Annotated in this window: 18 protein-coding genes; 10 read left to right on the forward strand and 8 right to left on the reverse strand. The window is 34.1% G+C overall.

What is annotated here, in order from left to right:
- The first annotated feature begins 540 nt into the window (after positions 1-540).
- Both FNOD_RS03895 and FNOD_RS03900 read left to right on the forward strand, forming a co-directional pair.
- Positions 541-1,977, forward strand: coding sequence for a hypothetical protein (locus tag FNOD_RS03895; protein ID WP_011993922.1), 1,437 nt, complete (start codon positions 541-543; stop codon positions 1,975-1,977).
- Positions 1,971-3,935, forward strand: a complete 1,965-nt coding sequence (locus tag FNOD_RS03900) for a hypothetical protein (RefSeq protein WP_011993923.1) — start codon at positions 1,971-1,973, stop codon at positions 3,933-3,935. Before FNOD_RS03895 ends, FNOD_RS03900 begins: the two co-directional genes overlap by 7 nt.
- A 66-nt stretch (positions 3,936-4,001) precedes the next feature.
- On the opposite strand, the gene FNOD_RS03905 is transcribed toward FNOD_RS03900, so the two are convergent.
- Positions 4,002-4,715, reverse strand: coding sequence for a thermonuclease family protein (locus tag FNOD_RS03905; RefSeq protein ID WP_011993924.1), 714 nt, complete (start codon positions 4,713-4,715; stop codon positions 4,002-4,004).
- A 120-nt stretch (positions 4,716-4,835) separates the two neighbouring features.
- Positions 4,836-6,137 (reverse strand): alkaline phosphatase, encoded by a 1,302-nt coding sequence (locus FNOD_RS03910; RefSeq protein ID WP_011993925.1) that lies wholly within the window; start codon positions 6,135-6,137, stop codon positions 4,836-4,838.
- Between the two features lie 351 nt (positions 6,138-6,488).
- Between FNOD_RS03910 and FNOD_RS03915 the strand changes: the two genes are divergently transcribed.
- The 4 genes from FNOD_RS03915 (at position 6,489) to FNOD_RS09375 (ending at position 10,064) form a co-directional block, all read left to right on the forward strand.
- On the forward strand, positions 6,489-8,183 hold the full coding sequence (locus FNOD_RS03915) for a hypothetical protein (protein ID WP_011993926.1): 1,695 nt from the start codon (positions 6,489-6,491) through the stop codon (positions 8,181-8,183).
- A gap of 65 nt (positions 8,184-8,248) precedes the next feature.
- The gene (locus FNOD_RS03920) at positions 8,249-8,467 is read left to right on the forward strand and encodes a hypothetical protein (RefSeq protein ID WP_041256869.1); all 219 of its coding nucleotides are present in this window, start codon (positions 8,249-8,251) and stop codon (positions 8,465-8,467) included.
- Between the two features lie 35 nt (positions 8,468-8,502).
- Entirely contained in the window at positions 8,503-8,664 is a 162-nt protein-coding gene (locus FNOD_RS09985; RefSeq protein WP_420794726.1) for a hypothetical protein, read from the forward strand.
- Positions 8,665-8,846: 182 nt separating this feature from the next.
- Positions 8,847-10,064 carry a methyl-accepting chemotaxis protein gene (locus FNOD_RS09375; RefSeq protein ID WP_011993927.1) on the forward strand — a complete coding sequence of 406 codons (1,218 nt, stop codon included), beginning with the start codon at positions 8,847-8,849 and terminating at the stop codon, positions 10,062-10,064.
- Positions 10,065-10,229: 165 nt separating this feature from the next.
- On the opposite strand, the gene fliI is transcribed toward FNOD_RS09375, so the two are convergent.
- From fliI to fba, 4 genes are all read right to left on the reverse strand, one after another.
- Complete coding sequence (gene fliI, locus FNOD_RS03930) at positions 10,230-11,534, reverse strand: flagellar protein export ATPase FliI (RefSeq protein ID WP_041256871.1); 1,305 nt, start codon at positions 11,532-11,534, stop codon at positions 10,230-10,232.
- Between the two features lie 33 nt (positions 11,535-11,567).
- Positions 11,568-12,269, reverse strand: coding sequence for a FliH/SctL family protein (locus tag FNOD_RS03935; protein ID WP_011993929.1), 702 nt, complete (start codon positions 12,267-12,269; stop codon positions 11,568-11,570).
- 112 nt (positions 12,270-12,381) lie between these two features.
- The gene (ackA, locus tag FNOD_RS03940) at positions 12,382-13,602 is read right to left on the reverse strand and encodes an acetate kinase (protein ID WP_011993930.1); all 1,221 of its coding nucleotides are present in this window, start codon (positions 13,600-13,602) and stop codon (positions 12,382-12,384) included.
- A gap of 24 nt (positions 13,603-13,626) precedes the next feature.
- Positions 13,627-14,562 (reverse strand): class II fructose-1,6-bisphosphate aldolase, encoded by a 936-nt coding sequence (gene fba, locus FNOD_RS03945; RefSeq protein WP_041256873.1) that lies wholly within the window; start codon positions 14,560-14,562, stop codon positions 13,627-13,629.
- A gap of 210 nt (positions 14,563-14,772) precedes the next feature.
- Between fba and FNOD_RS03950 the strand changes: the two genes are divergently transcribed.
- The gene (locus FNOD_RS03950; RefSeq protein ID WP_011993932.1) at positions 14,773-16,329 is read left to right on the forward strand and encodes a ClC family H(+)/Cl(-) exchange transporter; all 1,557 of its coding nucleotides are present in this window, start codon (positions 14,773-14,775) and stop codon (positions 16,327-16,329) included.
- A gap of 53 nt (positions 16,330-16,382) precedes the next feature.
- Here FNOD_RS03950 and thiI read toward each other — a convergent pair whose 3' ends face one another.
- A complete protein-coding gene (gene thiI, locus FNOD_RS03955; RefSeq protein WP_011993933.1) occupies positions 16,383-17,552 on the reverse strand; it encodes a tRNA uracil 4-sulfurtransferase ThiI in 1,170 nt (389 codons plus the stop codon).
- 71 nt (positions 17,553-17,623) lie between these two features.
- Positions 17,624-18,181: a YbhB/YbcL family Raf kinase inhibitor-like protein gene (locus FNOD_RS03960; RefSeq protein ID WP_011993934.1), complete on the reverse strand. Its 558-nt coding sequence runs from the start codon at positions 18,179-18,181 to the stop codon at positions 17,624-17,626.
- A gap of 150 nt (positions 18,182-18,331) precedes the next feature.
- Between FNOD_RS03960 and FNOD_RS03965 the strand changes: the two genes are divergently transcribed.
- From FNOD_RS03965 to FNOD_RS03975, 3 genes are read left to right on the forward strand one after another with little or no spacing between them, the layout of a single operon-like run.
- Complete coding sequence (locus FNOD_RS03965; protein WP_011993935.1) at positions 18,332-19,090, forward strand: SDR family oxidoreductase; 759 nt, start codon at positions 18,332-18,334, stop codon at positions 19,088-19,090.
- A gap of 23 nt (positions 19,091-19,113) precedes the next feature.
- Complete coding sequence (locus FNOD_RS03970; RefSeq protein ID WP_011993936.1) at positions 19,114-21,183, forward strand: efflux RND transporter permease subunit; 2,070 nt, start codon at positions 19,114-19,116, stop codon at positions 21,181-21,183.
- Complete coding sequence (locus tag FNOD_RS03975) at positions 21,180-22,931, forward strand: NAD+ synthase (RefSeq protein ID WP_011993937.1); 1,752 nt, start codon at positions 21,180-21,182, stop codon at positions 22,929-22,931. Before FNOD_RS03970 ends, FNOD_RS03975 begins: the two co-directional genes overlap by 4 nt.
- The last annotated feature ends 11 nt before the right edge of the window (positions 22,932-22,942 follow it).

The following is a 22,942-nucleotide window of genomic DNA, read 5'->3' on the forward strand; positions in this document are numbered from 1 at the left end:
GTATTGACAAATTTTTAGGTGTGTGGTATAATATATACTACCATGAAAAAAACAAGCCCCAGGTTCAAAAACCTGGGGCTTGTTTTTTTCTTAATATTTTCCTAATCTTCCTCAATTATCCTCCATTCCAAATGTTTTCTCCCATTGTATGTTACCTTGACTGTCTAATTTTAGAATATATACATCCTGCCATTCAGCACCAAATGTAGTATATCCAGCAACGATGTATCCTCCGTCTACCGTTTGTTGAACTGAATAGGCCTAATCGTCATTTCCCCCACCAAAAATTCTCCACCATTCTTCGTTCCCTTTACTCTTCGGTCAGTCCCTTAGGAATTAGAGAATAAATATGGAAAATCATTTTTTCTCCAAAAATTCTAAGAGGTGATTACGATTAAATAGAAGATATATACGTTTTTACAATTAGAATTTGTTATATTAATCTTAATTATAATTAAACCAAATTTTGAAAAAACACCATTTAGTGTTAATATATAGCTGAGAATAGTTGAAGTATCATTTGCCAAAGGGGGGATATGGATGAATGGAAATTTTGGCAAGTTTTACTTTTATGTCTTTCTACTCTTTACTTTGTCATTTCTGCTCTTTCCTGTCAATAGTTTTTTCGCTCGGCCAGTTATCGATGTCGCAATAAGGGTTTACGCACCTGACAATGTGTTAAAAACGGTTTCTGAGTCTGCGATTTTCCCAGAGATTGTTGATTCTAAACGATTTGAAGTTGCCCTTCAAAATGCTTTAAAATTGCTTTATTCAGAACTTTGGCTCCAGGATTTACTTTCCTCCGCCGAACAAATTCTCTCCAAGCAAACTTCCCCGCAGGGAACATTCCAAATTGATGTACACGTTCAACAAATCCGTAAAGAAAATGTATACAAAGAATTCATACAAAATAATATTTCTGGTGATTACATTTACAATTTTGGAGATTATATAAGGGTTTATCCAGGAGTTAGATATAAGCTTGAATATGTAAATGGAAAGGAAAATTATGTTCAAAGCTCTGAGGGGAGTTATGTAAAAGGCGTTGATGGGAAGTATTACAGTGTGATTTTTGATTCATTTTACTCGAGAGTCCCACATACGAATGTTGTGTACATAGTTGAAGGAAACGCAGATTATTCACTCTATATAAATAACAATAAAGCTCTTTCTGGCTCATTTGAAATTTCTTCGTCTATTTACGCCGTGAAACACTCATACGATCCGTACAACAACCGATTGCTAAGAGTGGAAAATAGCTTCAACGATGTTATTTCCGGTCTTGCTTCCGATATTGCCAGCAAATTACACTCGGTATTGGAATTTAAAGAAAAGTTGTCTGGTGTCGTTGAGGAAGTTAAATTTCCAAGGGTTATCTTAAATATAGGTGAGGATGATTTTGTAAAGGTTGGAAAGGTTTTCAGTGTATATAGGAACAATAACAAAATAGCGGAAGTTGTTGTTAGAAGGACGGGGAAGGATTACAGCGAATGTGAGGTTGTGTATATAAAAAGAGGGGAAGAAATAAAGCCTCAAGATGAAGTAAAAGAAGGTGGGCAAGAACCTTTTCCAATGGGATTTAAAATGTTGTTTATAACAGATCAAAGTTTTTCTCTCACTGAATCATATATTTTGTTAACATTGCCTATTAAGCAATTCAATATACATCGTGAACCAATCTCTTACTTTGAGACTGGAGTTGGGCTTAATTTGGAAAGTATCATAAATGGAACGTACGATAAATTCATTTTTACATTTAGCGGATTAATCAGGTTAATAGGTACGGGAGATGATGGTCTCTACCTGCTCAGTAAACTTTCCATATCTACGTCTGAAACAATTCCATACGAGGTAAAAATAGAAACACTGTTAGGTTTATCAACCAAATTTGGCTTGTTAAATTTCGAATTTTCTATTCCAATTGAGCAATTAACATCTTTCAACACCTTTAAGATAGGTGGTGGGGTCTCATGGTAAAGAAGTCTTTATCCTTTACTCTTATTATTTTCTTGGTTTTAGCTATTTCAAATATATTTGCCAATAATCTTTACGTTATCATCGATAAGAATTTACCATCTTACTATGAAAATATTGATATTTCAAAAGAACTCTCGAATATTTTTTCAGATGTACCAGAGAAAACTGTAAGAATAGTTCACGTTGTTGGAATACAAAAAGAAACTTACAGTTACAAAGTAAATGAGTTTGTACCAGATAGAGAAGGCACGTATGTTTATCACAAGGGAAGTTATTATTATACATCTTCAAAAGCAATGTACAAATACGATTCCAACAAAAAAATATACGTCCCTGACCCTTATGGTTTGTATGTTTATCTTAGCGATTATCCTTGGGCAAGGAAGGAAGAAGAAAAATATATAATAAGTAGTTTTTACAGAAGGTATGAAAAATACATAACCGAAACAAGTTATTACATCGCTTTGTACATAACGGATATTGATGTTGAGAAGATATTTGTGAAATCTGTAACTCCAATCATCACTAGTGGGGATAGCTTTTCTGAAGCATTGAAATCAACCGGTAGATTATACAGAGAGAATCCAAATAATTACAGTCCATATAAAGTGGATGTCGCGGTAATATTCGATGAAAAATTTGATAAAACACAAAGGATGTATATACTAAAAGAATTACAAAAAGATACACGGTATAACATATACGATAGGTTGTACCTTAATGAATTATTTAAAACAATAGCTTTTGAGGATTTGTTTGGAAAGGGTGTTTTCTTACAATTTAAGCCACCAAAATATATGATAACGTTTGAAAATTACGTTGAAAGAACTGAAAAAGTTAGGTCTGAAAGATACTATTTCTTTGAAAATGATGTCAACGGAGGATATATAAAGAAATCAGCTATTGGATATTATACTGATGTGCCTGTTCGTGTAGAAATTGGAAGGTATTATTCATACGATTCTAAAAATAAAACATATGTTTTAGATATGGAAAAAGGAAACTATGTTAGATACTACGGCGGGCCGTGGGAAAAAGAAACTTATACAAGCGCCTATGGATTTTACGACTATATCTTGACCACCGTTGATATTCTAGAAATGTATACTGGATTCTTACTAAAAGTATTTGACACAGAAAGAGGAACACTAATAGGCTCATACAGTATTTCGAAAAATTACTCAACAGCTTTAAAAGAACCTAAAGATAGGTTTGGCTCAGAATCGGCAAGTTCAGAATATTTATCGAAGATTTGGAGTTACTCAAATAATGCAAGATACGTAGCAAGTTATATTCAAAAACTATTCCCACTTATTTCCATGGTTTCTAGCGTAAGCGATGGAATGGTTACACTTTCATCAGGCGAGAATATTGGAATCAAGCAAGGATATGTTTTCCAAATAATAGATAATGGATACACTTCCGGCTATGTAAAAATCGATAAAGTTTTTGAAAATAAATCTTCTGCAACCGCTTTATATCTTATTCCATATGAAAAAATTTATCCGAACACTTTGGCCTTGGAAACGAAAAATTACCCACAAATTACAGGAATAACATTCCAATTATTTTTAAAGGATAACGGATTTGGTATGGCATCTGGATTCACGAATTTTGATATATACGGTAATTATTACTGGGGGATACTTTTTGGAGCAGGTATTGAAATCACATATGAAGTTTTAGAAGATTTTTACCCATACATGTATCTAGAATACTACAATCCTATTTTTAGTAATTTAAGCTTATTTGGAAGATTTGGTGGAAAATATATCGAATTGGAAGATATTTGGGAGATTTTTGCTGAAAGTGGAGTGAGATTTACAAGTTACTTAAGAGATAGTATATTCTCACCTGGAGGAACCGGTGTTTATACCGATGTTGGATTCGGGGTTTACTTTAGAAACGAAATAAAAATAAAGCCAGCAGTATCATTTGGTATAGAGATGAGGTTTTAGTTTTTTTCTAATTATACAGAATATTAACAAATATTAACAAAAGCCCCGAATGGGGCTTTTGTTAGTTTATTTACTTTTCCATTCTTCGTAAGCTTCATCTGGTTTACAAATTCCGCAGGATGTGTAACCTTTTTGTCTAGCCTCTTCTATATTCACTGGAAAGTATTTACTATTAACGTACCTACAACTTTTTAAGTGGTATTTCTTTCCATCTTTTGATATGTAAACTACAAAATCACTTTTCGTGTTTTCATTGTACATACTCAATCCCCAAAGCCCTTTTTGCTTTTCAAAAGCCTCTCTTTGGAATTTTACAAAATAATCAGCATATTTGACGTTGGGTGGTACGGTCATAACCTGCGCGTACCCTTCGAGTAAAAGTATCGCATTGAACATTTTCTTTCTAATTTCTTCCTCCGAAAAGTTAACTGGTTTTTCCAACCAGACATACGCAAGCAAACGGTTGTATTTATCTTTCTCCTCAACGTCCAATTCAAGCCAAACGGTTTTTTCTGTTAATTGTTTAGTTGTAAATTCTTTGGCTTCAGGTCCATATGGTTCAACTCCTTTTGTTGGATGATTAGTTTCGGGAGTGTTTACTCCTATTAATCTAACTGTGTACGTTTTACCATTTGCTTCAACTTTAATGGTGTCTCCATCGACAACTCTAGTTACACATGCTTTCATTAATCCTTGTTTTTGAGTAAGTATTAAGATAATGGTAATTATTGATAAAACGATAGCAGTTATTAAAGTGTTTTGTTTTGCTTTTTTTGGCATAATTGATATGGAGCACCTCCTTTATAACTCCTCAAAAAAATGTTATCACATATTTAGAATTAGAAAAGAGGTGTGGTTTGAAAACCACACCTCTTCTCTAATTCAGAATAAATTATTAATTTATTTTGCAACGATAGATGGGAATTGAACAGTTGTTATCTTTGTTAACCTCGCAACAATTTTCGCTATATCTGTATTGTCAAGTACTCCTGTGAAGTTCTCAGCGCCAGGTCCAAAGGCATATACTGGTACAGGTTGCGCGGTGTGGTCGTACGTTGTCCAACCAAAACCGACTTTGAAACTAATGTATCTTGCGAGTTCTCTTCTTAAGTTATTTGATGGAACTTTCTTGAGTGTTTCATATTCGGAATCGCTCATATTTACACCGTACCATTCTTTTATTCCAGCGATGAACGCATCTTTATCGTTTATATTAAATTGTTTTAAAAACATCGTTGTTGTTCCCTTTGCTTTTCTCGCTTGTTCAACGTTTATCGCATATCCACCTGTGGAAAGTGATAAACCACCTGTTTCATGGTCACCAAGGACAATCACAAGTGTGTTTCCATCTTTCTTGGCAAAATCAAGAGCGACCTTAACCGCGTCATCAAATTCGACAACTTCTTTCCATACACCATAGAAATCGTTGGCGTGCGCTTCCCAGTCGATTTGCGAACCTTCAACCATGAGCATAAATGGTTTTCCACTTGCGGAGAGAATTTCTAAAGCTTTCTTTGTCATGAGATCGAGTTTAGGTTGCGATGAGCTTCTTTCAGATACTGGGTCTAAATAATTTTTAGCAAATAAGCCAAGAACTTTTTCATTCTCTGCGCTGATATTTTCCAATTCATTTACTGTTGATATGTATTTATAACCTTTTTCCATAGCAGCTTTAATCAAATCAAGTTCGTCTTTTCTTGAACCACCTTTTGAAGCAGGTGTAAACCATTGCCATCCTCCACCAAACGCAACATCTACCACTTCTTTATCAACAAATTGTTTCGCAATTCCAAGCTCATCGTTTCTGTTATCAACATTTGCGTAAACGCCCGCTGGTGTTGCGTGAGTAATTTGGCATGTAACCGCTATCCCTATTTTGTAACCTGCTTTCTTGGCAAGTTCAAATATGGATGGAACAGGTTCACCATTTGGAAGCACCCCTATCACCTTATTCAAAATCTTAAACCCACTGAAAAGAGCACTCGCTGCTGGCGCTGAATCTGTAACCCAAGAATCTGCGCTGTATGTTGTTGTTATACCTGTGTAAGGAAGAGTCATCGTGTTTAAAATTCTTCCTTCAAGAATACTTGCGAGAAATAGTTGATTTGTAGACATACCATCCCCAACAAGAATTATAACGTTGAGGGCAAAAGCAAAATAAACAAAAAGTAGCGTAGCAAAAGTTAAAACCTTTTTACCCATACCTCACACCTCCAATATTTTAATGTGGAACTGTTGAATTTTAGATTATATCATTAATTAAATATTTATTTCAAACTTAAATTAAAACAATTCCCATAAATTAACAAAAAAATAGGCTTATTTTAATTCAATAGTTTATTTAATCGCGAATTTTTTTGTAAAGACGTAAATTTAATTTAGGCAGGCACTTATTACAAAAACCTATGGTACAATTTGTATTGTATCGTTTAAATGTTAAAGCAAAAATAAAAAACATTAAAATAAGTTAAAAATCGAAAATAAAAATTGCGGCTTGGATTGCTCTAATGGTTTTTTGTTTGTTTTTTCAACTCAAAGAAGGGAGGAGCTCGTATGAAAATTAGGGTTTTTAGGACTTTATTTATAACGTTACTCCTAACTTTGGCTTTACAAATGGTTTTTTCAATCCAAGTTCCGGAAAATTCTAAATTTGTACTCTATTTTTCTTCATTGGATGATTTGTTAAATTCTTTGGATGTTCAAGTCGATTACAACATAGGACCTGTAACTATCTTTGGTGATACTTCTATAAGCCTTTTAAAAATTCTTCAGTTATATTTGATTAGTGAATCAGAAAACGAAGAAGAAATGATGGTCAATTTAATTTCTGCTCTCCCAGTAGTTGTAGATATTCAGAAAGCAAAAATCAATGATATACTTGAAATTCTAAACAATTTGATTGGTGAAGAAACGTCGATTATTGTCAGTAAACTGTCTCAAATTACAAAAAAAGTCATTTTAGGTCCAATAACATTTTATTTAATTGAAGGGCCAAACGATGTTTATATCACAGCAAATGAATTACAAAGAAGAATTGTCGAAGACATGATTAATTCAAAAACTCCGACAATTAAAATTGACATCCCTCAAGACGCTTATATATACTACAAAGGATTTGGTGAAAATAGTATTTGGTCATTCCTCACGGTGGACTTGTACGGTAAGACCGTGTCTGACGAGATGAAAGTTAAAGTAACTGACAACGAGATGAGTGTTGAAATTCTAATTGAAAAAGAACTCACGGAATATGAAAAGTCGTTGATGAAGGAATTTGAAACTTATCTTTCTGGTTTGAACATAGTTGAAAATTCCGTCGCTGTAATTGGAACAACAAAGGATTATAAATTATTTTTAGATATGTTTTTAAAAGAGGTCGTTGGTGAAAATATAAGCCAATACTTAACAGATGCTGTATTTTCAGTTAATATGAACCAAGAGATGATATTATCAGGAACATATGATCCAAAGTTTGAAAGAGATATAATAAACCAATTTTCGGATAAACCATTTTTTGTAGAAGTCGACAAAAACAACAGTGTAATCAATGTAAAAACTAAAAACACAAATGGCGTAAGTATAGATAATGCAAACGAAATAAAAAATAGTCTCCTGTATGCTTATATTAATTTGTCAGTTATGGAAACTGGATTAGACAGTATAATAAAATTAAATGTTCAAAGGTTGGAAAACGGTAATCTGAAGATATCGGCAAATATTGAAAATTATCAAAATCTTCTAAAAAGTTTATTAGAAGAGGTTGCATCAAACGAGCTTGAGAATTTGGAATATATCGAAGAATGGAATGAAGAAGAGTATACAGAAGAAGAAATAACTACAACTGAAGAAACAATGACAGAGGAAGCAACGACTGAAGAAGCAACTACAGTTGAAGAAGAAGAAGAAGAAGAAGAATATTATGCAGAAAGTTTCGAAGAAGAATTTGATCCTTATGAAATAAGTGGAATGATAAATGAACTTATTTCAATAACATTTGATAAAATGTATGAAGGTGTCTTGCCAACTTTAAGAGCTTTCCAAAATGTTTTTCCAAGAGAATTTCTAGATAGGATTGAAATTTTCCCGGCTTTCGGTAAAGATGGTACAATATATTTTGTATTCGTCTATTATACCGACTATATTGAGCAAGCGAAAACTATAAGAGATGTATTGTACTATGATTATGGAATTAATTCAAACATAGTATACGATAAGCTCGTTATAACTTTCTACGAACAAGCAGGAGAATAGTTTGAATTTTCGAATTTAGTAAAATATTAGACATATCAACCTAAAAAGGAGGGTGAGTTAACACTGTGAGTATCAAAAAGTTCATTACTGTATTTTTCCCTTTATTAGTATTGATTGTTGTTTTAGTTTCAATTATCATCAGCATCTTTACTCAGAATTCAGCAAATAAAGTTTGGGAGAAGGTCCTTGCGAATGAAATAATGAGAGACTTCTCTGATAAAATAGAATTGGAAAAAGAAAAGGCAAAAAAATCGTTGATAAAATTCTTGCTGATGAAAACATAATAGCCGCATTTCAGAATAAAGACAGAGAAAAGCTTATCGAAACTATAACTCCATACCAAAAAACATTCGAAAGTATTGGCCTCTACCAATTTCATTTCCATACGGAAGATGGTATCTCATTCTTAAGAACATCCAATCCAAACAAATACGGAGATGATTTAAAAACTTACAGAAAAGATATATTAGAGATATATTAGAAATCAAACAATCTCTCAAACCTATAGCATCTATCTACAGTAATGATTCAGGAGTTATTCTAAGATACACTACACCAGTCTTTTTCAACGGAAAATATATTGGGAACTTAGAAGCTGATATTAAAATTTTTGACGAAAATACATTTTTAAAGTCTGAGTCTGAAAAAAGAATATTGGTAATCGTGTATGATGAAAATGTAAATAAGATAGATAAAGTAATAAAACCATCTGATGTCGAAGATTTCACAAATAACCTTAATAAAAACAAAATTTACAATGGATTTTTAGATATGATGAGCAAGCGGAAGTCTCTCTATGTTGGAGTGCCTATAAAAAATGACAAAGGTGAAACTTTTGCGGCATTGTACATTAAGAGAGACATAACAAATGTTTCTTATTATAGGCTATTAGGACTTATATTACAAATTTCGATTATTACTCTCGTCACAATATTTGTCCTCATAATTACTTCTAAAACCGGTAAGAAAATTCAAAAGAGATTTGATAAATTCATTTTAGAAGTTGAGAAGATTGCCTCTGGAAATTTTGATATTCAACTTGAAACAACAGAGAATGACGAAATATCTCAAATGGGAAATAAGCTCACAGAAGCCACCAAAAAATTTAGAGAAATGCTTGATAACATTAATGAAACTGCAACTAATGCCGAGGAAAGAATTAGTGAATTTAGTAAGATATCAGAGAGTATTATTTCAACAGCTTCTTCAACTTCTGAAATTAAATCAATGAGTGAGAATACGGAAAATGCATCAAAGGAACTTGACAAATCACTTGAGGAGTTCGCCGCTTATGTCGAAGAAAGTTCAGCAGAACTTGAAAGTATACTCAAAAGAATAAAGGAGTTCACAGATATAATCGAACAAATTACAAGTTCAGCTTCACATCTTGCTTCACAAACTTCCTTGCTCAACAATTTTACTGAGAAGATAACGGAGATATCAGATAACATAACAGTTCTCGCGATTAATGCTTCCATTGAAACAAGTAAACAAAATATCGATAGAGACGGACTTTCAAGAATTTCTGAAATGATTATGGAGCTCTCAGAATCATCAAGACAGTTAACAAAAGAGTCAAAACAATCGCTTAAATCTCTCGAAGAATCAATAACTTCAACAATTCTTTTAGCAGAAAAAGTCACGGAAAATCTCAGTAGCGTTAAAGAGTCTTTAAATATAATTTCGAATGTAATGAATGCATTGGTGGGAAACGTAAGTAACTTAACAAAAATTTCAAGGGTAACACATGAAGCTGTTGAACAAACTTACGCTGGAGTGGAACAGCTTGAAGAAGCAATAAATGTAATAAAAGATGAGATTGAAAAATTCCAAAATTCATTTGTTGAATTAATAGACGCTTTTAAAAGGCTAAAAACATGATTTCCATGCTGTCTACATTTTCTGGGCTTTTAATCTTCTAATCTTTCAAAGGAAACACCCCCTTAATGGTTTTTTATGCCATTTCGGGGATGTTTCTTTTAGTTTTTTATTCTTGGTTTATTACACTAAAAGGATAGAACTTAAAAAATGAGGATTTTTATACTTCTATATTTTCTTTGCTATAGAGATTAAATAATCCACTGTATCTTGGAACGACATTTTTTCTTTTATTCCTTGTCTAAGGAATTTGTTTATTTCATCGATAAGTTCTATCGATTTGTCTATTTTTGGATTTGCACCTTTTTTGTATGCGCCTACATCTATAAGGTCTTTGGCATCGTTATATGTTGCTATTATATCTCTTATAGCTCTCGCTGACTGTATGTGTTCTGGTTTAGTAATATCAACCATGAGCCTGCTTATGCTCATAAGTACGTCTATAGCTGGGAAATGGTTTGATTCAGCAAGTTTACGAGATAGTATTATATGTCCGTCGACAATTCCGCGAACTGTATCCGAAATAGGTTCATTAAAGTCATCAGCTTCGACAAGCACAGTGTATATACCTGTTATACTTCCTTTATCTGAATTACCGGCACGCTCTAGTATCTTTGGTAATTGGGCAAACACACTCGGTGGGTATCCTCTTGTTGTAGGTGGCTCGCCTATTGCAAGCCCAACTTCTCTTTGTGCCATCGCCCATCTGGTTAGGGAGTCCACCATAAGCATAACCGCATAACCTTTGTCTCTGAAATATTCTGCTATCGTTGTGGCTGTTAACAACGCTTTTATACGAAGAAGAGCAGGCTGATCGGATGTTGAAACAACTACTACGGAACGTTTTATACCTTCTTCTCCAAGGTCTTTTTCAATAAATTCCCTAACTTCTCTTCCACGTTCACCGATAAGTGCTATAACGTTTATATCAGCTGTCGTATTTCTGGCTATCATACCTAAAAGTGTACTTTTTCCCACACCACTTCCTGCGAATATACCTATACGCTGTCCTTTACCCAACGTTAGAAATCCATCTATTGCGCGAACTCCAACGGGAAGTGGTTCCAAAATACGTTTTCTAATTAGTGGATTTGGTGCTTCACTCACAATTTGTCTGTATTCTTTCAAAACAAGTCTTTTCCCATCAATAGGTCTTCCTAGAGCGTCTATAACTCTTCCTTTTAATTCTTCTCCCACAGGTACGCTAACAGTTCGGCCTGTTTTTAAGACTTCACACCCTTTTTTCAATCCAGTCACATCTTCTAAAGGCATTAAAATCGTTAAATCTTCCTTAAATCCGACAACTTCTGCTAATGCTTTTTTATTCCCAACTAATATTTTGCATAATTCCCCAAGTGCAGCATCAGGACCTCGGGATTCAATTGTTAACCCGATTATTTTTTGAACTTCACCAGCGTATTCATATGGATTAAGTTTTTTGACTTTGTCTTCTATAATTTCAAGAAACTTTATATTTTCCTGTAACTTCGGCGTATAAATTCACCTCTATAATTCTTGTTTAAAAACTTCATCGAATATCTCATCAAGCAAAGCAAATTGAAATTTCAAAGTGGTATCAATCGTACCTAAATCCGTTTCAACAATTACACCTTGGCTTACGGAATCATTTAATACAACTTCGTAATTTTTAGAGCGAATTTCGTCTAGGATTTCTTGGTCGATTAATTTTGCATCTTCCGGATTTATATGAATTTTCACTTTTGTCGCTCCAACCACATGTGAAAGAACTTTTTCAATTTTTCTCTTAGTTACCTCTGAATCGATTTCTTTCTCAAGAAACTTTTCAACTAATATTTTAGTTATGGTAGCAATCTTCTCTGAATACATTGAGAGTAAGTTATCAAAAGACGTTTCAAAAGAAAATAATATGCTTTTTATTCTTTCGTTTAATTCTCTCTTTGTTTCCTCAACTTCATTGACTGTGTTATCGATAATTTCTTTGCTTCTTTTGTTTGCTTCCTCGATTATTTTATTGTATTCTTCTTGAGCTTGTTGTATCATTTGTTGTACTTGATTTTGGGCAGAAAAAACTATTTGCTCGGCTTCTTTATTTGCACGAGCCACCATTTCTAATAATTCTTGTTCGTTTCTTATATTTTCCTCTTGTTTTTCTTTTTCTATTTGTCCCTTATTACTTTCTATTTTCATTGGGGCATCTAAATAGACATAGCGCTTACGTATAAGCAAGATAATCACTCCAAAAAATTATTAATTATCAATTTAATTATACCACACAACAAGAAAAAGAAAAATGCCAGGCTCACGCCTGGCATTGAATTATTTACTAACAAAAACTAAATTAATATTCAAGTTGTTTAAGGCCTTTTTCGATAATTTCTTTTGTATCTCTTGCTATCATCAATTCTTCGTTTGTTGGAACGAGTAATACCTTTACCTTTGAGTCAGGTGTCGTTATTATTCTTTCCTCGCCTTTTACGTTGTTCTTTTCATCATCTATCTTTATACCAAGATAAGAGAGATAGTTTTCACAAATTTCTTTTCTTGTTATCGGGGAATTTTCACCAACTCCCGCAGTAAATGCAATTGCGTCAACACCATTCATCGCCGCAATATAAGCGCCTATGTATTTTGCAATTCTGTATTCGTATATATCAAGAGCCAATCTGCAAACTGGATCACCTTCAAGTGCTTTACCTTCTATATCTCTCATATCTGAGCTGAAGCCATCTGTAAGACCTAGTACACCACTTTTCTTATTAAGAATTGTATATACTTCTTCTGCCGTTAGTCCTTCTTTTTCCATAAGGAATGTAACTATAGATGGGTCAATATCACCTGAACGTGTCCCCATGACAAGCCCTTCAAGTGGTGTAAAGCCCATTGATGTGTCTATACTGTGTCCGTTCATTACCGCAGCAATGGAAGCTCCATTCCCAAGATGGACCGTAATTATCTTTGATTTGTGATAGTCAAGTCCAAGTATCTCGGCTGTACGTTTAGAGACATATCTGTGGCTTGTACCGTGGAAGCCGTATCTTCTAATTTTATATTTTTTGTAATATTCGTATGGTATAGCGTAAAGGTAAGCCTTCGCTGGCATCTTTGAGTGGAATGCTGTATCAAAGACAGCTACGTTAGGTACCCCTGGTAAAAGTTTCATCATTGCCCTTATACCCATTATATTTGGTGGATTGTGAAGTGGAGCAAGGTATGAATATTCTTCAAGTGCTCTCATAACCTCTTCATCTATCAATACAGAACCTGAAAATTTTTCTCCACCGTGCACTACCCTGTGACCAACGGCATCAATCTCTTTTAAGTCTTTTACTCCTCCAACTTTCTCATCAACTACTAATTCCAAAACATATTTAAGAGCATCTTCATGGTCCTTCATGGGCTTTTCCACAACGACTTTTTGGTCGTCTTTTTTGTGTACTATTCTACTACCTGGTATACCTATCCTTTCAGCAAGTCCTTTACAAAGTACTTGTTCTGTGTCCATATCAAGAAATTGATACTTAATCGATGAGCTACCACAGTTTACTACCAGTACTCGCACGTAAATCCCTCCTTAGAACACGTTTTATGCTTTGCCAGCACATCCAAGAAATTCAAGTCTGTTCATAACTACTTCTTTCACAAGTTTCTTACCTGCTCCAAGATAGTGTCTCGGGTCGAATTCTTTTGGATTTTCTTTAAGGAATTTTCTCATTCCGGCTATGAATGCTATCCTTAAGTCTGTATCGGTGTTAACCTTGTTTATTCCAAATTGAACACATTTCTTGAGCTCTTCTTCTGGAACGCCTTTTGCCCCTCCAAGGTCCGCTCCGTATTCTTCTGCTAATTTTACGTATTCTGGAAGCACACTTGATGCTCCGTGTAATACAAGAGGAATACCTGTAAGCTTTTTAACTTTTTGCAATCTTTCAAAATCAAGTTTTGCTTCACCTTTGAATTTAAACGCTCCATGACTTGTACCTATCGCTGGTGCCAAGAAATCAACACCTGTTTCTTCAACAAATATTTTTGCTTGTTCTGGGTCAACTAATACGTTTTCTGCAGCAGACACATTATCTTCAATTCCGGCAAGTTGACCAAGTTCAGCTTCAACAGAAACTCCAGCAGCATGGGCAATTTTAACTATTTCCTTTGTTTTTTTCATATTTTCCTCGAATGGTTCTTCGGAAGCATCAATCATAACCGAGGAATACCCTGCCTTTATCGCTGCTATTATATACTCAAAGTGCTTACCATGGTCAAGGTGCAAAGCTATTGGTATATCGACGCTATCAGCAAATAATCTTACTAACTCAACGAAATATTTTGCTCCCTTATGTATGTCTCCGTTTCCTGCATACTTTATCGCACCTTCGCTTGTTTCAATTATTAATGGAGCTCTTTTTTCAATTGCTCCTTCTAATATAGCGTGGAAAAACTCCATGTTGTTAATGTTAAAAGCTGGAACTGCATAATACTCCTTACTTGCTTTTTCAAGAATATCCTTTGTGTTTACGTACATAAATATACCTCCCTTGCTTTTTTCAAGAATGATAATTTCTAAACTCCGCAATTTCATTATATCACATTTAACAACAAAATAATACTCGCGTGTTTGAAATATGGTTAAAAATTAAGATATTTGATTCAAAGCAAAATATAAATAAAATTGATTTTTAAATAATTTTGTATTATGATGAAATTCTAGGTTATCTATCAAGGAGGCATATTTATGGCAGAGGAATCAGCTGATAAATTAATTGAAAAGGTTGCTAGATTGAAAAGCAAACTAATACTTAAAAGCATAGCAGTCGGAATTTTCAGTAGCTTAATGGTAATATTATACAGAATAATGCTCACAAAAGCCGATTCTATAAGAGAATACGCCCTTCATATGTATAATTCGAACCATCTTTATATTTTCTTGATACTATTTTTAGTAGTAATTAACTCTCTAATAATCAAAAAATTTGTAAAAACCGAACCAATGATAAGTGGTAGTGGTATACCACAAATTAAAGGGGTTATTTTAAGACAAATAGATTATAATCCAATAAAAGCTATTTACAAAAAACTTATAGGTGGATTCTTAGCAATCTTAAATGGCTTATCTTTAGGACGTGAAGGGCCTTCTGTACAAATAGGTGCGACTGTAGGAATGTATTTTAGCAGAAAATTAGAACTGACAAAAATGGAAGAAAAGTATTTGATAACGGCTGGAGCGAGCGCTGGTTTAGCAGCAGCTTTTAATGCTCCTTTAGCAGCGGTAATCTTTTCATTGGAGGAGTTACATAAAAATTTTTCGCCTATGGTTCTTTTAACTTCAATGATAGCAGCTATAGTTTCGGATTTCATTTCAAAGACTGTTTTTGGATTAAAACCCGTATTTAACTTTCAGTTATCAAGCACAATACCATTAAAATATTATCCATTTTTAATATTGTTAGGATTCGTTACTGGAATTTTGGGTGTCTATTTTAATAAATCACTTTTAAAATCTACACAGGTATTCAAGAAGATTGAAAATAGAATATTGATATCTTCGTTGATAGGGGTTGTATTACTCTTAACAATTCCAGATGTATTAGGTGGAGGGCACGATTTGGTTATTAAAACTAGTAAAGTTAACATAACTTTGAAACAAATTTTAATAATTTTGGTTATAAAATTTGCGTTCACGATGATTAGCTACGCTTCGTCCGCACCAGGCGGAATTTTCCTTCCCATGTTAGCTTTAGGCGCTCTCATAGGAAAAGCCTTCTATAGTGGTATTTTTATTTTTTTTGATACAAATAATACATACATGGTAAATTTTATAACCTTAGGCATGGTCGGATATTTTGTCGCCATAGTCAGAGCACCTATAACTGGGATAGTTTTGATAACGGAGATGGTCGGAACACTCAACCACTTTTTGGAATTATCTTTAGTCTCATTTGTCTCTTACATAACTGCAGAACTTTTAAATGAAGAACCGATATACGAATCGTTATTAGAAAGAATTCTGGAAAGCAGTGGTGGATTAAGAAACTTAATTAGGCCACATCAAAAGACTTTGATTGAAATAACCATTTCCACAGGTTCAGAATTAGATGGGATAAAAATAAAAGGTTTCAAATGGCCGGAAGGTTGTCTGATAGTCTCCATTAGAAGAGGCAATAAAGAGATAATACCCAACGGTGAAGTTGTACTCCATGCAGGAGATATATTATCAATACTTACAACCGAGGAAAGTGCTTCAAAAAATAAAAGGGAATTAATCAAAAAAGCTACATCGGTAAAAGAATAAAAAAACATCACGTCTTATGAGAATATAAGACGTGATGTTTGTTGAAAAATATTTTATGCGTTTTCTATTCTATAAGATTCGCGTTTCTTGAATGCTTGGTATTCTAAATCGCTTAGTTCATCCAGTTTTTCCTCTACTTTTCTTATTTCGTTTATATCAGATTTTGTTGCTGGTTTTTTCGGAGCAAAAGCAACACAACTGTCTATGTAAGGTTGAATTGAAATTTCGAATGTACCGATTTCTTTCGCTTTATTCGTTGTTTCAATTTTATCGAACCCAATAAGCGGTCTAAGTACAAGTAATGAGCTTGCATCTTCAATGGCTGCCATGTTCGTCAGAGTTTGACTTGCAACTTGACCAAGATTTTCACCTGTGATTATCGCTTTAGCTTTCACTCTGCGGGCAATCATATTTGCAATACGCATCATAGAACGTCTTTGAAGTATCAATGAGTACTCATCAGGCGCATTTTCTTTTATATACATTTGAACTTCCGTCAGCGGGACAATCCACATCCTCAAACCGTTAGGTAAGTATCTTGCAAGCACCCTTCCTAAATCCAAAATCTTTTGAACAGATTTTTCCGTGGTCATTGGGGGGCTTAGGAATGTTAGTGTTTGTAATTCTAGACCTCTTCTCATCGCATACCAACCAGCCACAGGACTATCGATACCACCGCTTAAAAGTAGCAAAGCTCTTCCAGAAACACCAACGGGTAATCCCCCAGAAAGATATTTTTTGCCCGAGAAGACGAATATTTCCTTTTCTCTTACATCTATACCTATTTCAAATTCAGGATTGTGAACATCTACTTTTAACCCGGGGATATTTTCGTAGATGTAACCTCCTATTTCTCTGTTCAATTCGATACTGTTAAGAGGAAAATCTTTGTATCCTCTTTGAGCAGATACTTTAAACGTTTTATATCCTTTTTCAACTTCCAGCTTTGCCAATTCCAAGCTTACTTTCTTAACTTCGTCGATATCATGCGCAAGAGCGTAACCTAAGCTGTAATTTTGAATCCCCATAACGTACTTCAATCTTTCCTCAAGCGCATTTGGGTCATTTCTTCCGATCCTTACAATTATCCTTCCGTATCGCTTATTCACAGCAGCAGGTCTAACAATCTTTAAAATGTTATCTATGAGTTTTTTCTCGAAAAACTCACGATTTTTACCTTTCAAACCTATTTCTGAATACCTGATCACAAATACTCTTTCCAAGATTCATTCCTCCTAAGAAATATTTTGGAAAAGCTCTATATCTTATTATTTCCCAAATCTAATATTTTCTTTTATTTTCTTTCATACAAACCAACAATTTCTGCGCTTTCTATTATATGTCCTTTCATAGCTTTTTCAAGATCTGCTTTTTTTACTTTTCCTTTCAACTCAAGAAGTGTATCAAGTGCATAGACTTTGAAATGATAGTGGTGCACACCATGGCCTCTTGGTGGGCATGGACCGTTATAACCGATTTTTCCAAAATCGTTATATCCTTGCATAGTACCATCTGGCAGTTTTTCTAATTTCTTTAAGCCTTCGGGTATTTTAACGCTATCTCCATCCACAGGTATATTCCAAATCACCCAATGAACGAACGTACCAATAGGCGCATCTGGGTCGTCGCATATTATTGCTATGCTTTTAGCATTCTTCGGAACGTTTGTTATCACCAATTCTGGATTTATATCTTCCCCTTCGCAAGCGTATTTCTTCGGTATAAACTCTCCGTTTTTGAATACACTCGTGACAACCATACGTTTCGCCTCCTTATTCGCAACCTTCTCAGCTCCATAAACAAACCCGAATAAAACTATTAAAATAGCCAACAAAGAGAATAGTTTTTTCATTTTTCATTCACCTCACACAAAAATACACTTATCATCTTAAATTTCTTTTCTCAAAGTATAATTATACATTAAATTTTGTTAAAAGGATTCTATTAATTTTTGATATAGTGATATAATTTATTTTAGAACTTACTCTTGGAGGCGGTAATTATGGAAAATATGATAAAAAATGAAAAATTATCTAAAAGAGTTGCGGTTGTGAGTGGGGGAGCAAAAAATATTGGAAAAGGGATAGCTTTTGAATTTTTAAAAAATGGATGGAATGTTGGAATTATAGATTTTGATAAAAAGGCATTAGAAGAATTTCCAGTGGGTGAATTCGCACAAAATATTTTACTCTACCAAGGTGATGTTTCGGATGAATATTCTGTGGCAGAATTTTATGTGAAGATTAAGGAAAATTTTGGAAGGCTTGATGCGATTATAAACAATGCGGCAATTGGTGGCTTCAAAGATTTTCTGAGTTTATCGGTAAATGAATGGAAGAGGGTTATCGATGTAAACCTCACCGGTTATTTTCTAATGGCTCGTTTTGGTGTACCTTTAATGCTCGAAAATCCTGGGAAAGGTTCAATTGTTAATATATCCTCAACAAGAGCCTTAATGTCAGAACCTGGCAATGAAGCATACAGTGCATCAAAAGCCGGTATTTTAGGATTAACTCACGCATTGGCGAATTCTTTGGGACCAAAAGTTAGAGTTAACGCGATATGCCCAGGATGGATATTGCACGAAGGAGAAGAGATTTCTCAAAAGGAGCACGAACAACACCTAACTGGCAGAGCAGGGACAATTAAAGATATAGCCCATCTTGTCATGTTTCTTACAGACGATGAAAAAAGTGGATTCATAACTGGGCAGACTTTTATTGTAGATGGTGGAATGACAAAGAAAATGATTTACATTTAGAAACACACAAAGGAGATGATTTTATGCTAAATATCATCTACAAGTTTAAATATACGATTATCAGCTTTCTTTTACTAATTTTATCGATAATAATAATTGTGAACTATGCAAATATAGAAACAAAGATAGAGGTATTTTTACCCGGATACAAACCGGGAAAACCTATTACAGAAATAGATAATCCAGCAGTCAAAAATCTTGTAAAGATGGCTCTAAAATTTGGCGACAAGACGAATATTTCAATTATTTACAAATCAGACATCCCATTAAATAAACCTGGTTCACTAGCAAAATTGCGTTTACTTCAATCGAAATTAGAAAAGATGGAAAATGTAAGAACGGTTATATCTATACTCAACTATCCTGGCAGTGAATCATATATCTTTAATGATTCCATTGATATTGAAAATATTCCAGATTATTTGAAGACTTTTATTTCACGTGATGGCCATTATGCGTTATTTCTTGCTATAGTCGAAGTTAACGGTCAAGTTGAGCCAATAGTTAGAAGGATAACAAAGGATTTGAAAGACGAACCTGTTATAGTACTTTCTGAGGCGTCGGTTAATAACAAATTATTCGATGAACTCAAAAGGTCAATGTTCTTTTATCCAATTGTCATGTTCATTGTTATACTGCTTATATTTACCTATCAAACACAATGCATACGCGCTGCTATCATATCACTTTTTATACCTATTCTAGCCTCATTATACACTTATGCATTGTATTTTTTCTTTGGAGGATACGTCAACGTACTAACAGCTATGGTACCATCGTTTCTAATTATAATAGGTTCTGCTTATCCTTTGCATTTTTACAATGCAACTTTTAGAACAGAGGATGCAAGAAAACAGATAGGCACACCGATATTTTTCTCAATGTTGACAACAGCAATAGGTTTCATATCATTTTTGTTCGTTAAGATCCCAGCTTTCAGAGAATTTGGTGTGTTAGTTTCTTTGGGTCTTTTAATTGACTTTATACTAACATTAACAACTGGTCATGAATTACTGAATTTGTCAAAATTCAAATCTAAAAGACCACCAAAAACATTCGGAATTAGGTATTTCGGAAATCATGTAGCAATGTTTATATTAGCAATAGTCATAATTGCTGTTGCTATTTCTCCATTTATAATTTCAAAAATAAAAGTTGGATTGACAAGTACGGATTACTTTTCCAAAAAATCTGATATTGTGAAAGGTTACGAAATACTTGAAAAAGAATTCGGTATTAGAGATAGTATATACATCGTTCTTGAGAAAAAAGCTGGTGTATTTCTACCCGGCGATAATAAAATAATTGATAAGATAATAAATGAATTGTCAAAATCAGAATACATATCAAGCGTTGATTTTCCAAGAAATGTTCCAATCACGGTATTAGTTTTAGCTTCGAGAACACAACCACTTTTAAAGCACTACATAGCTGATGGGAAAACAATACGATTAACCGTAAACCTTACAACCCCAGGTAGTGAAAATCTTGATAAAGTTAGTGAAATTATAAATAATTGCCTTAAAGAGTATAATTATGATTTCTATTTAGCTGGTACACCATTTGTCTGGAAAGCGGTAAATGATAGTATATTACTCAGTCAAATACAAAGTCTTATAGCCGCGCTTTCCATAGTTTTTCTAACGATATTGATTGTTTTTAGAGATTTCTCTGAGGCCTTAAAACTTGTATCACCGGTTATTTTCGCAACTATCTTAAATTTTGTTTACATGGCTTTATTCAAGATGAAACTTGAAATATCTACAGCACTAACATCCAGCATAATTATTGGTTTGGCTATTGATTATTCAATACACATCGGGCATGATTATAACAAGACAAAAAACATATTTACATCTGTTAAAAACGTAGGGCCAGCAATCATCGGTAATGCTCTTGGAATAATAGGTGGTTTTTTAACCTTACTCTTTGGTGGGGAACTTGCTTTGTTCAAAAGAATAGCAATCTTAGTATCCTTAGGTATAGCAACAGCAACAGTTTTAACACTTACTACACTTCCATTCATGCTTTCATTTGGTAACATCAGGGAAAAGGTAAAATCACTAAGAAAACGCAAGGAGGTAAGAAAATGAATAAAGTTAGATTAGCACTTGCCCAGATCAATGCAACCGTTGGAGATATAGAAGGAAATAAGAATAAAATTATCGAGTATATCAATAAAGCTTTAGAAAATGATGTGGATATCGTTATATTCCCAGAACTTTCAATTACCGGTTACCCTCCGGAGGATTTACTCTTCAAATCACATTTTGTAAGGAAAAATAAGGAAGCAATTGAAGAAATAGCAAGGCACGTTCCAAAATCGTTGGTCGTTGTTGTTGGCTTTGTCGATGAAGAAGGCGATATATTCAATGCAGCGGCCGTTATAAATGATGGCAAGGTGCAAGCAAAATACAGAAAGAATTATTTACCAAATTACGGAGTATTCGATGAAATGAGATATTTCCAAAAGGGAACCAAAGCATTAGTCGTTCTTTTGGAAGATGTTCGGGTTGGTATAACTATCTGCGAGGATATATGGTATCCGGGCGGTCCTGCGAGACTTGAATCGCTCTTAGGCGACGCACAACTAATTGTTAATCTATCAGCCTCACCTTACTATGTGGAAAAAATCGCTTGGAGAGAAAGAATGCTCTCTGTTCGCGCGAACGATAATATTGCCACAGTTGCTTACGTGAATTGCGTAGGTGGGCAAGATGAATTAATATTTGATGGTGCAAGCTTAGTTGTAAATGAAAAAGGAGAAATAATAGGAAGAGCAAAACAATTCGAAGAAGATTTACTTATTGTTGATGTCGACTTAATAGATATTGACAAAACATGCGTAAAAGATCCAAGAAGGCGCCAAGATAAACAAATTATGGATGAAGAAAGAAAAAATCTTGAGATTGTAAAATTGCCTTTTGAGAGCAAGCCCAAGAGAACAAAAATAACAAATAGGGTGGAAAAAACTCTTCCAAAAGTTGCAGAAGTATACAATGCTTTGGTATTAGCCACTAGGGATTACATAAGGAAGAATGGAATGAAAAAAGCGGTTATAGGATTGAGTGGTGGTATGGATAGTACGCTTGTTGCTTGTATTGCTGTTGATGCGTTAGGCGCAGAAAATGTTGTTGGTGTTTCCATGCCTGGTCCGTTTTCGTCTGAGCATAGCAAAGAAGATGCAAAAATATTAGCAGAAAACTTAGGAATCAAATTTCTGACAATTCCTATCATGGAAGCTTACAACTCATTCTTGAATATGTTTAAACCTGTCTTTGAAGATAGACCGTTTGACATCACAGAGGAGAATTTGCAAGCAAGGATACGTGGAGTAATTCTAATGGCACTTTCGAATAAATTTGGTTGGATAGTTCTCACAACAGGAAACAAAAGCGAAATCAGCACGGGCTATTCAACACTTTACGGTGATACAGCTGGCGGATACGCGGTAATCAAAGATGTCTACAAAACTTTTGTGTATGAGCTTGCCGAGTACGTAAATCAAAAATATGGTAGAGAAATAATACCAAGAAGAGTATTTGAAAAAGCGCCAAGCGCAGAACTAAGAGAAAATCAAACTGACCAAGATAAACTTCCACCGTATGAGATACTAGATGAAATACTGAAGTTGTACGTTGAGGAAGATTACAGTGTAAGCGATATCGTAGAAAGAGGATTTGATGAGGAAACGGTTAAGAAAGTAGCTTGGATGGTTGATATAAATGAATATAAAAGAAGACAAATGCCTCCTGGACCGAAAATCACACACAGGGCATTTGGAAAAGATAGAAGGCTACCGATTACAAATGCATTTAAAGAATGGCTTGAGAAAAAGTAATTTTAGTAAAA

It is taken from the genome of Fervidobacterium nodosum Rt17-B1 (assembly GCF_000017545.1).
Taxonomy (GTDB): domain Bacteria; phylum Thermotogota; class Thermotogae; order Thermotogales; family Fervidobacteriaceae; genus Fervidobacterium; species Fervidobacterium nodosum.

Excerpts from the sequence above, each read along its gene's own strand:
- FNOD_RS03895 (WP_011993922.1), top strand. The coding sequence starts at position 541 with ATGAATGGAAATTTTGGCAAGTTTTACTTTTATGTCTTTCTACTCTTT.
- FNOD_RS03900 (WP_011993923.1), top strand. The coding sequence starts at position 1,971 with ATGGTAAAGAAGTCTTTATCCTTTACTCTTATTATTTTCTTGGTTTTA.
- FNOD_RS03905 (WP_011993924.1), bottom strand. The coding sequence starts at position 4,715 with ATGCCAAAAAAAGCAAAACAAAACACTTTAATAACTGCTATCGTTTTA.
- FNOD_RS03910 (WP_011993925.1), bottom strand. The coding sequence starts at position 6,137 with ATGGGTAAAAAGGTTTTAACTTTTGCTACGCTACTTTTTGTTTATTTT.
- FNOD_RS03915 (WP_011993926.1), top strand. The coding sequence starts at position 6,489 with ATGAAAATTAGGGTTTTTAGGACTTTATTTATAACGTTACTCCTAACT.
- fba (WP_041256873.1), bottom strand. The coding sequence starts at position 14,562 with ATGTACGTAAACACAAAGGATATTCTTGAAAAAGCAAGTAAGGAGTAT.
- FNOD_RS03950 (WP_011993932.1), top strand. The coding sequence starts at position 14,773 with ATGGCAGAGGAATCAGCTGATAAATTAATTGAAAAGGTTGCTAGATTG.
- FNOD_RS03960 (WP_011993934.1), bottom strand. The coding sequence starts at position 18,181 with ATGAAAAAACTATTCTCTTTGTTGGCTATTTTAATAGTTTTATTCGGG.
- FNOD_RS03965 (WP_011993935.1), top strand. The coding sequence starts at position 18,332 with ATGGAAAATATGATAAAAAATGAAAAATTATCTAAAAGAGTTGCGGTT.
- FNOD_RS03970 (WP_011993936.1), top strand. The coding sequence starts at position 19,114 with ATGCTAAATATCATCTACAAGTTTAAATATACGATTATCAGCTTTCTT.
- FNOD_RS03975 (WP_011993937.1), top strand. The coding sequence starts at position 21,180 with ATGAATAAAGTTAGATTAGCACTTGCCCAGATCAATGCAACCGTTGGA.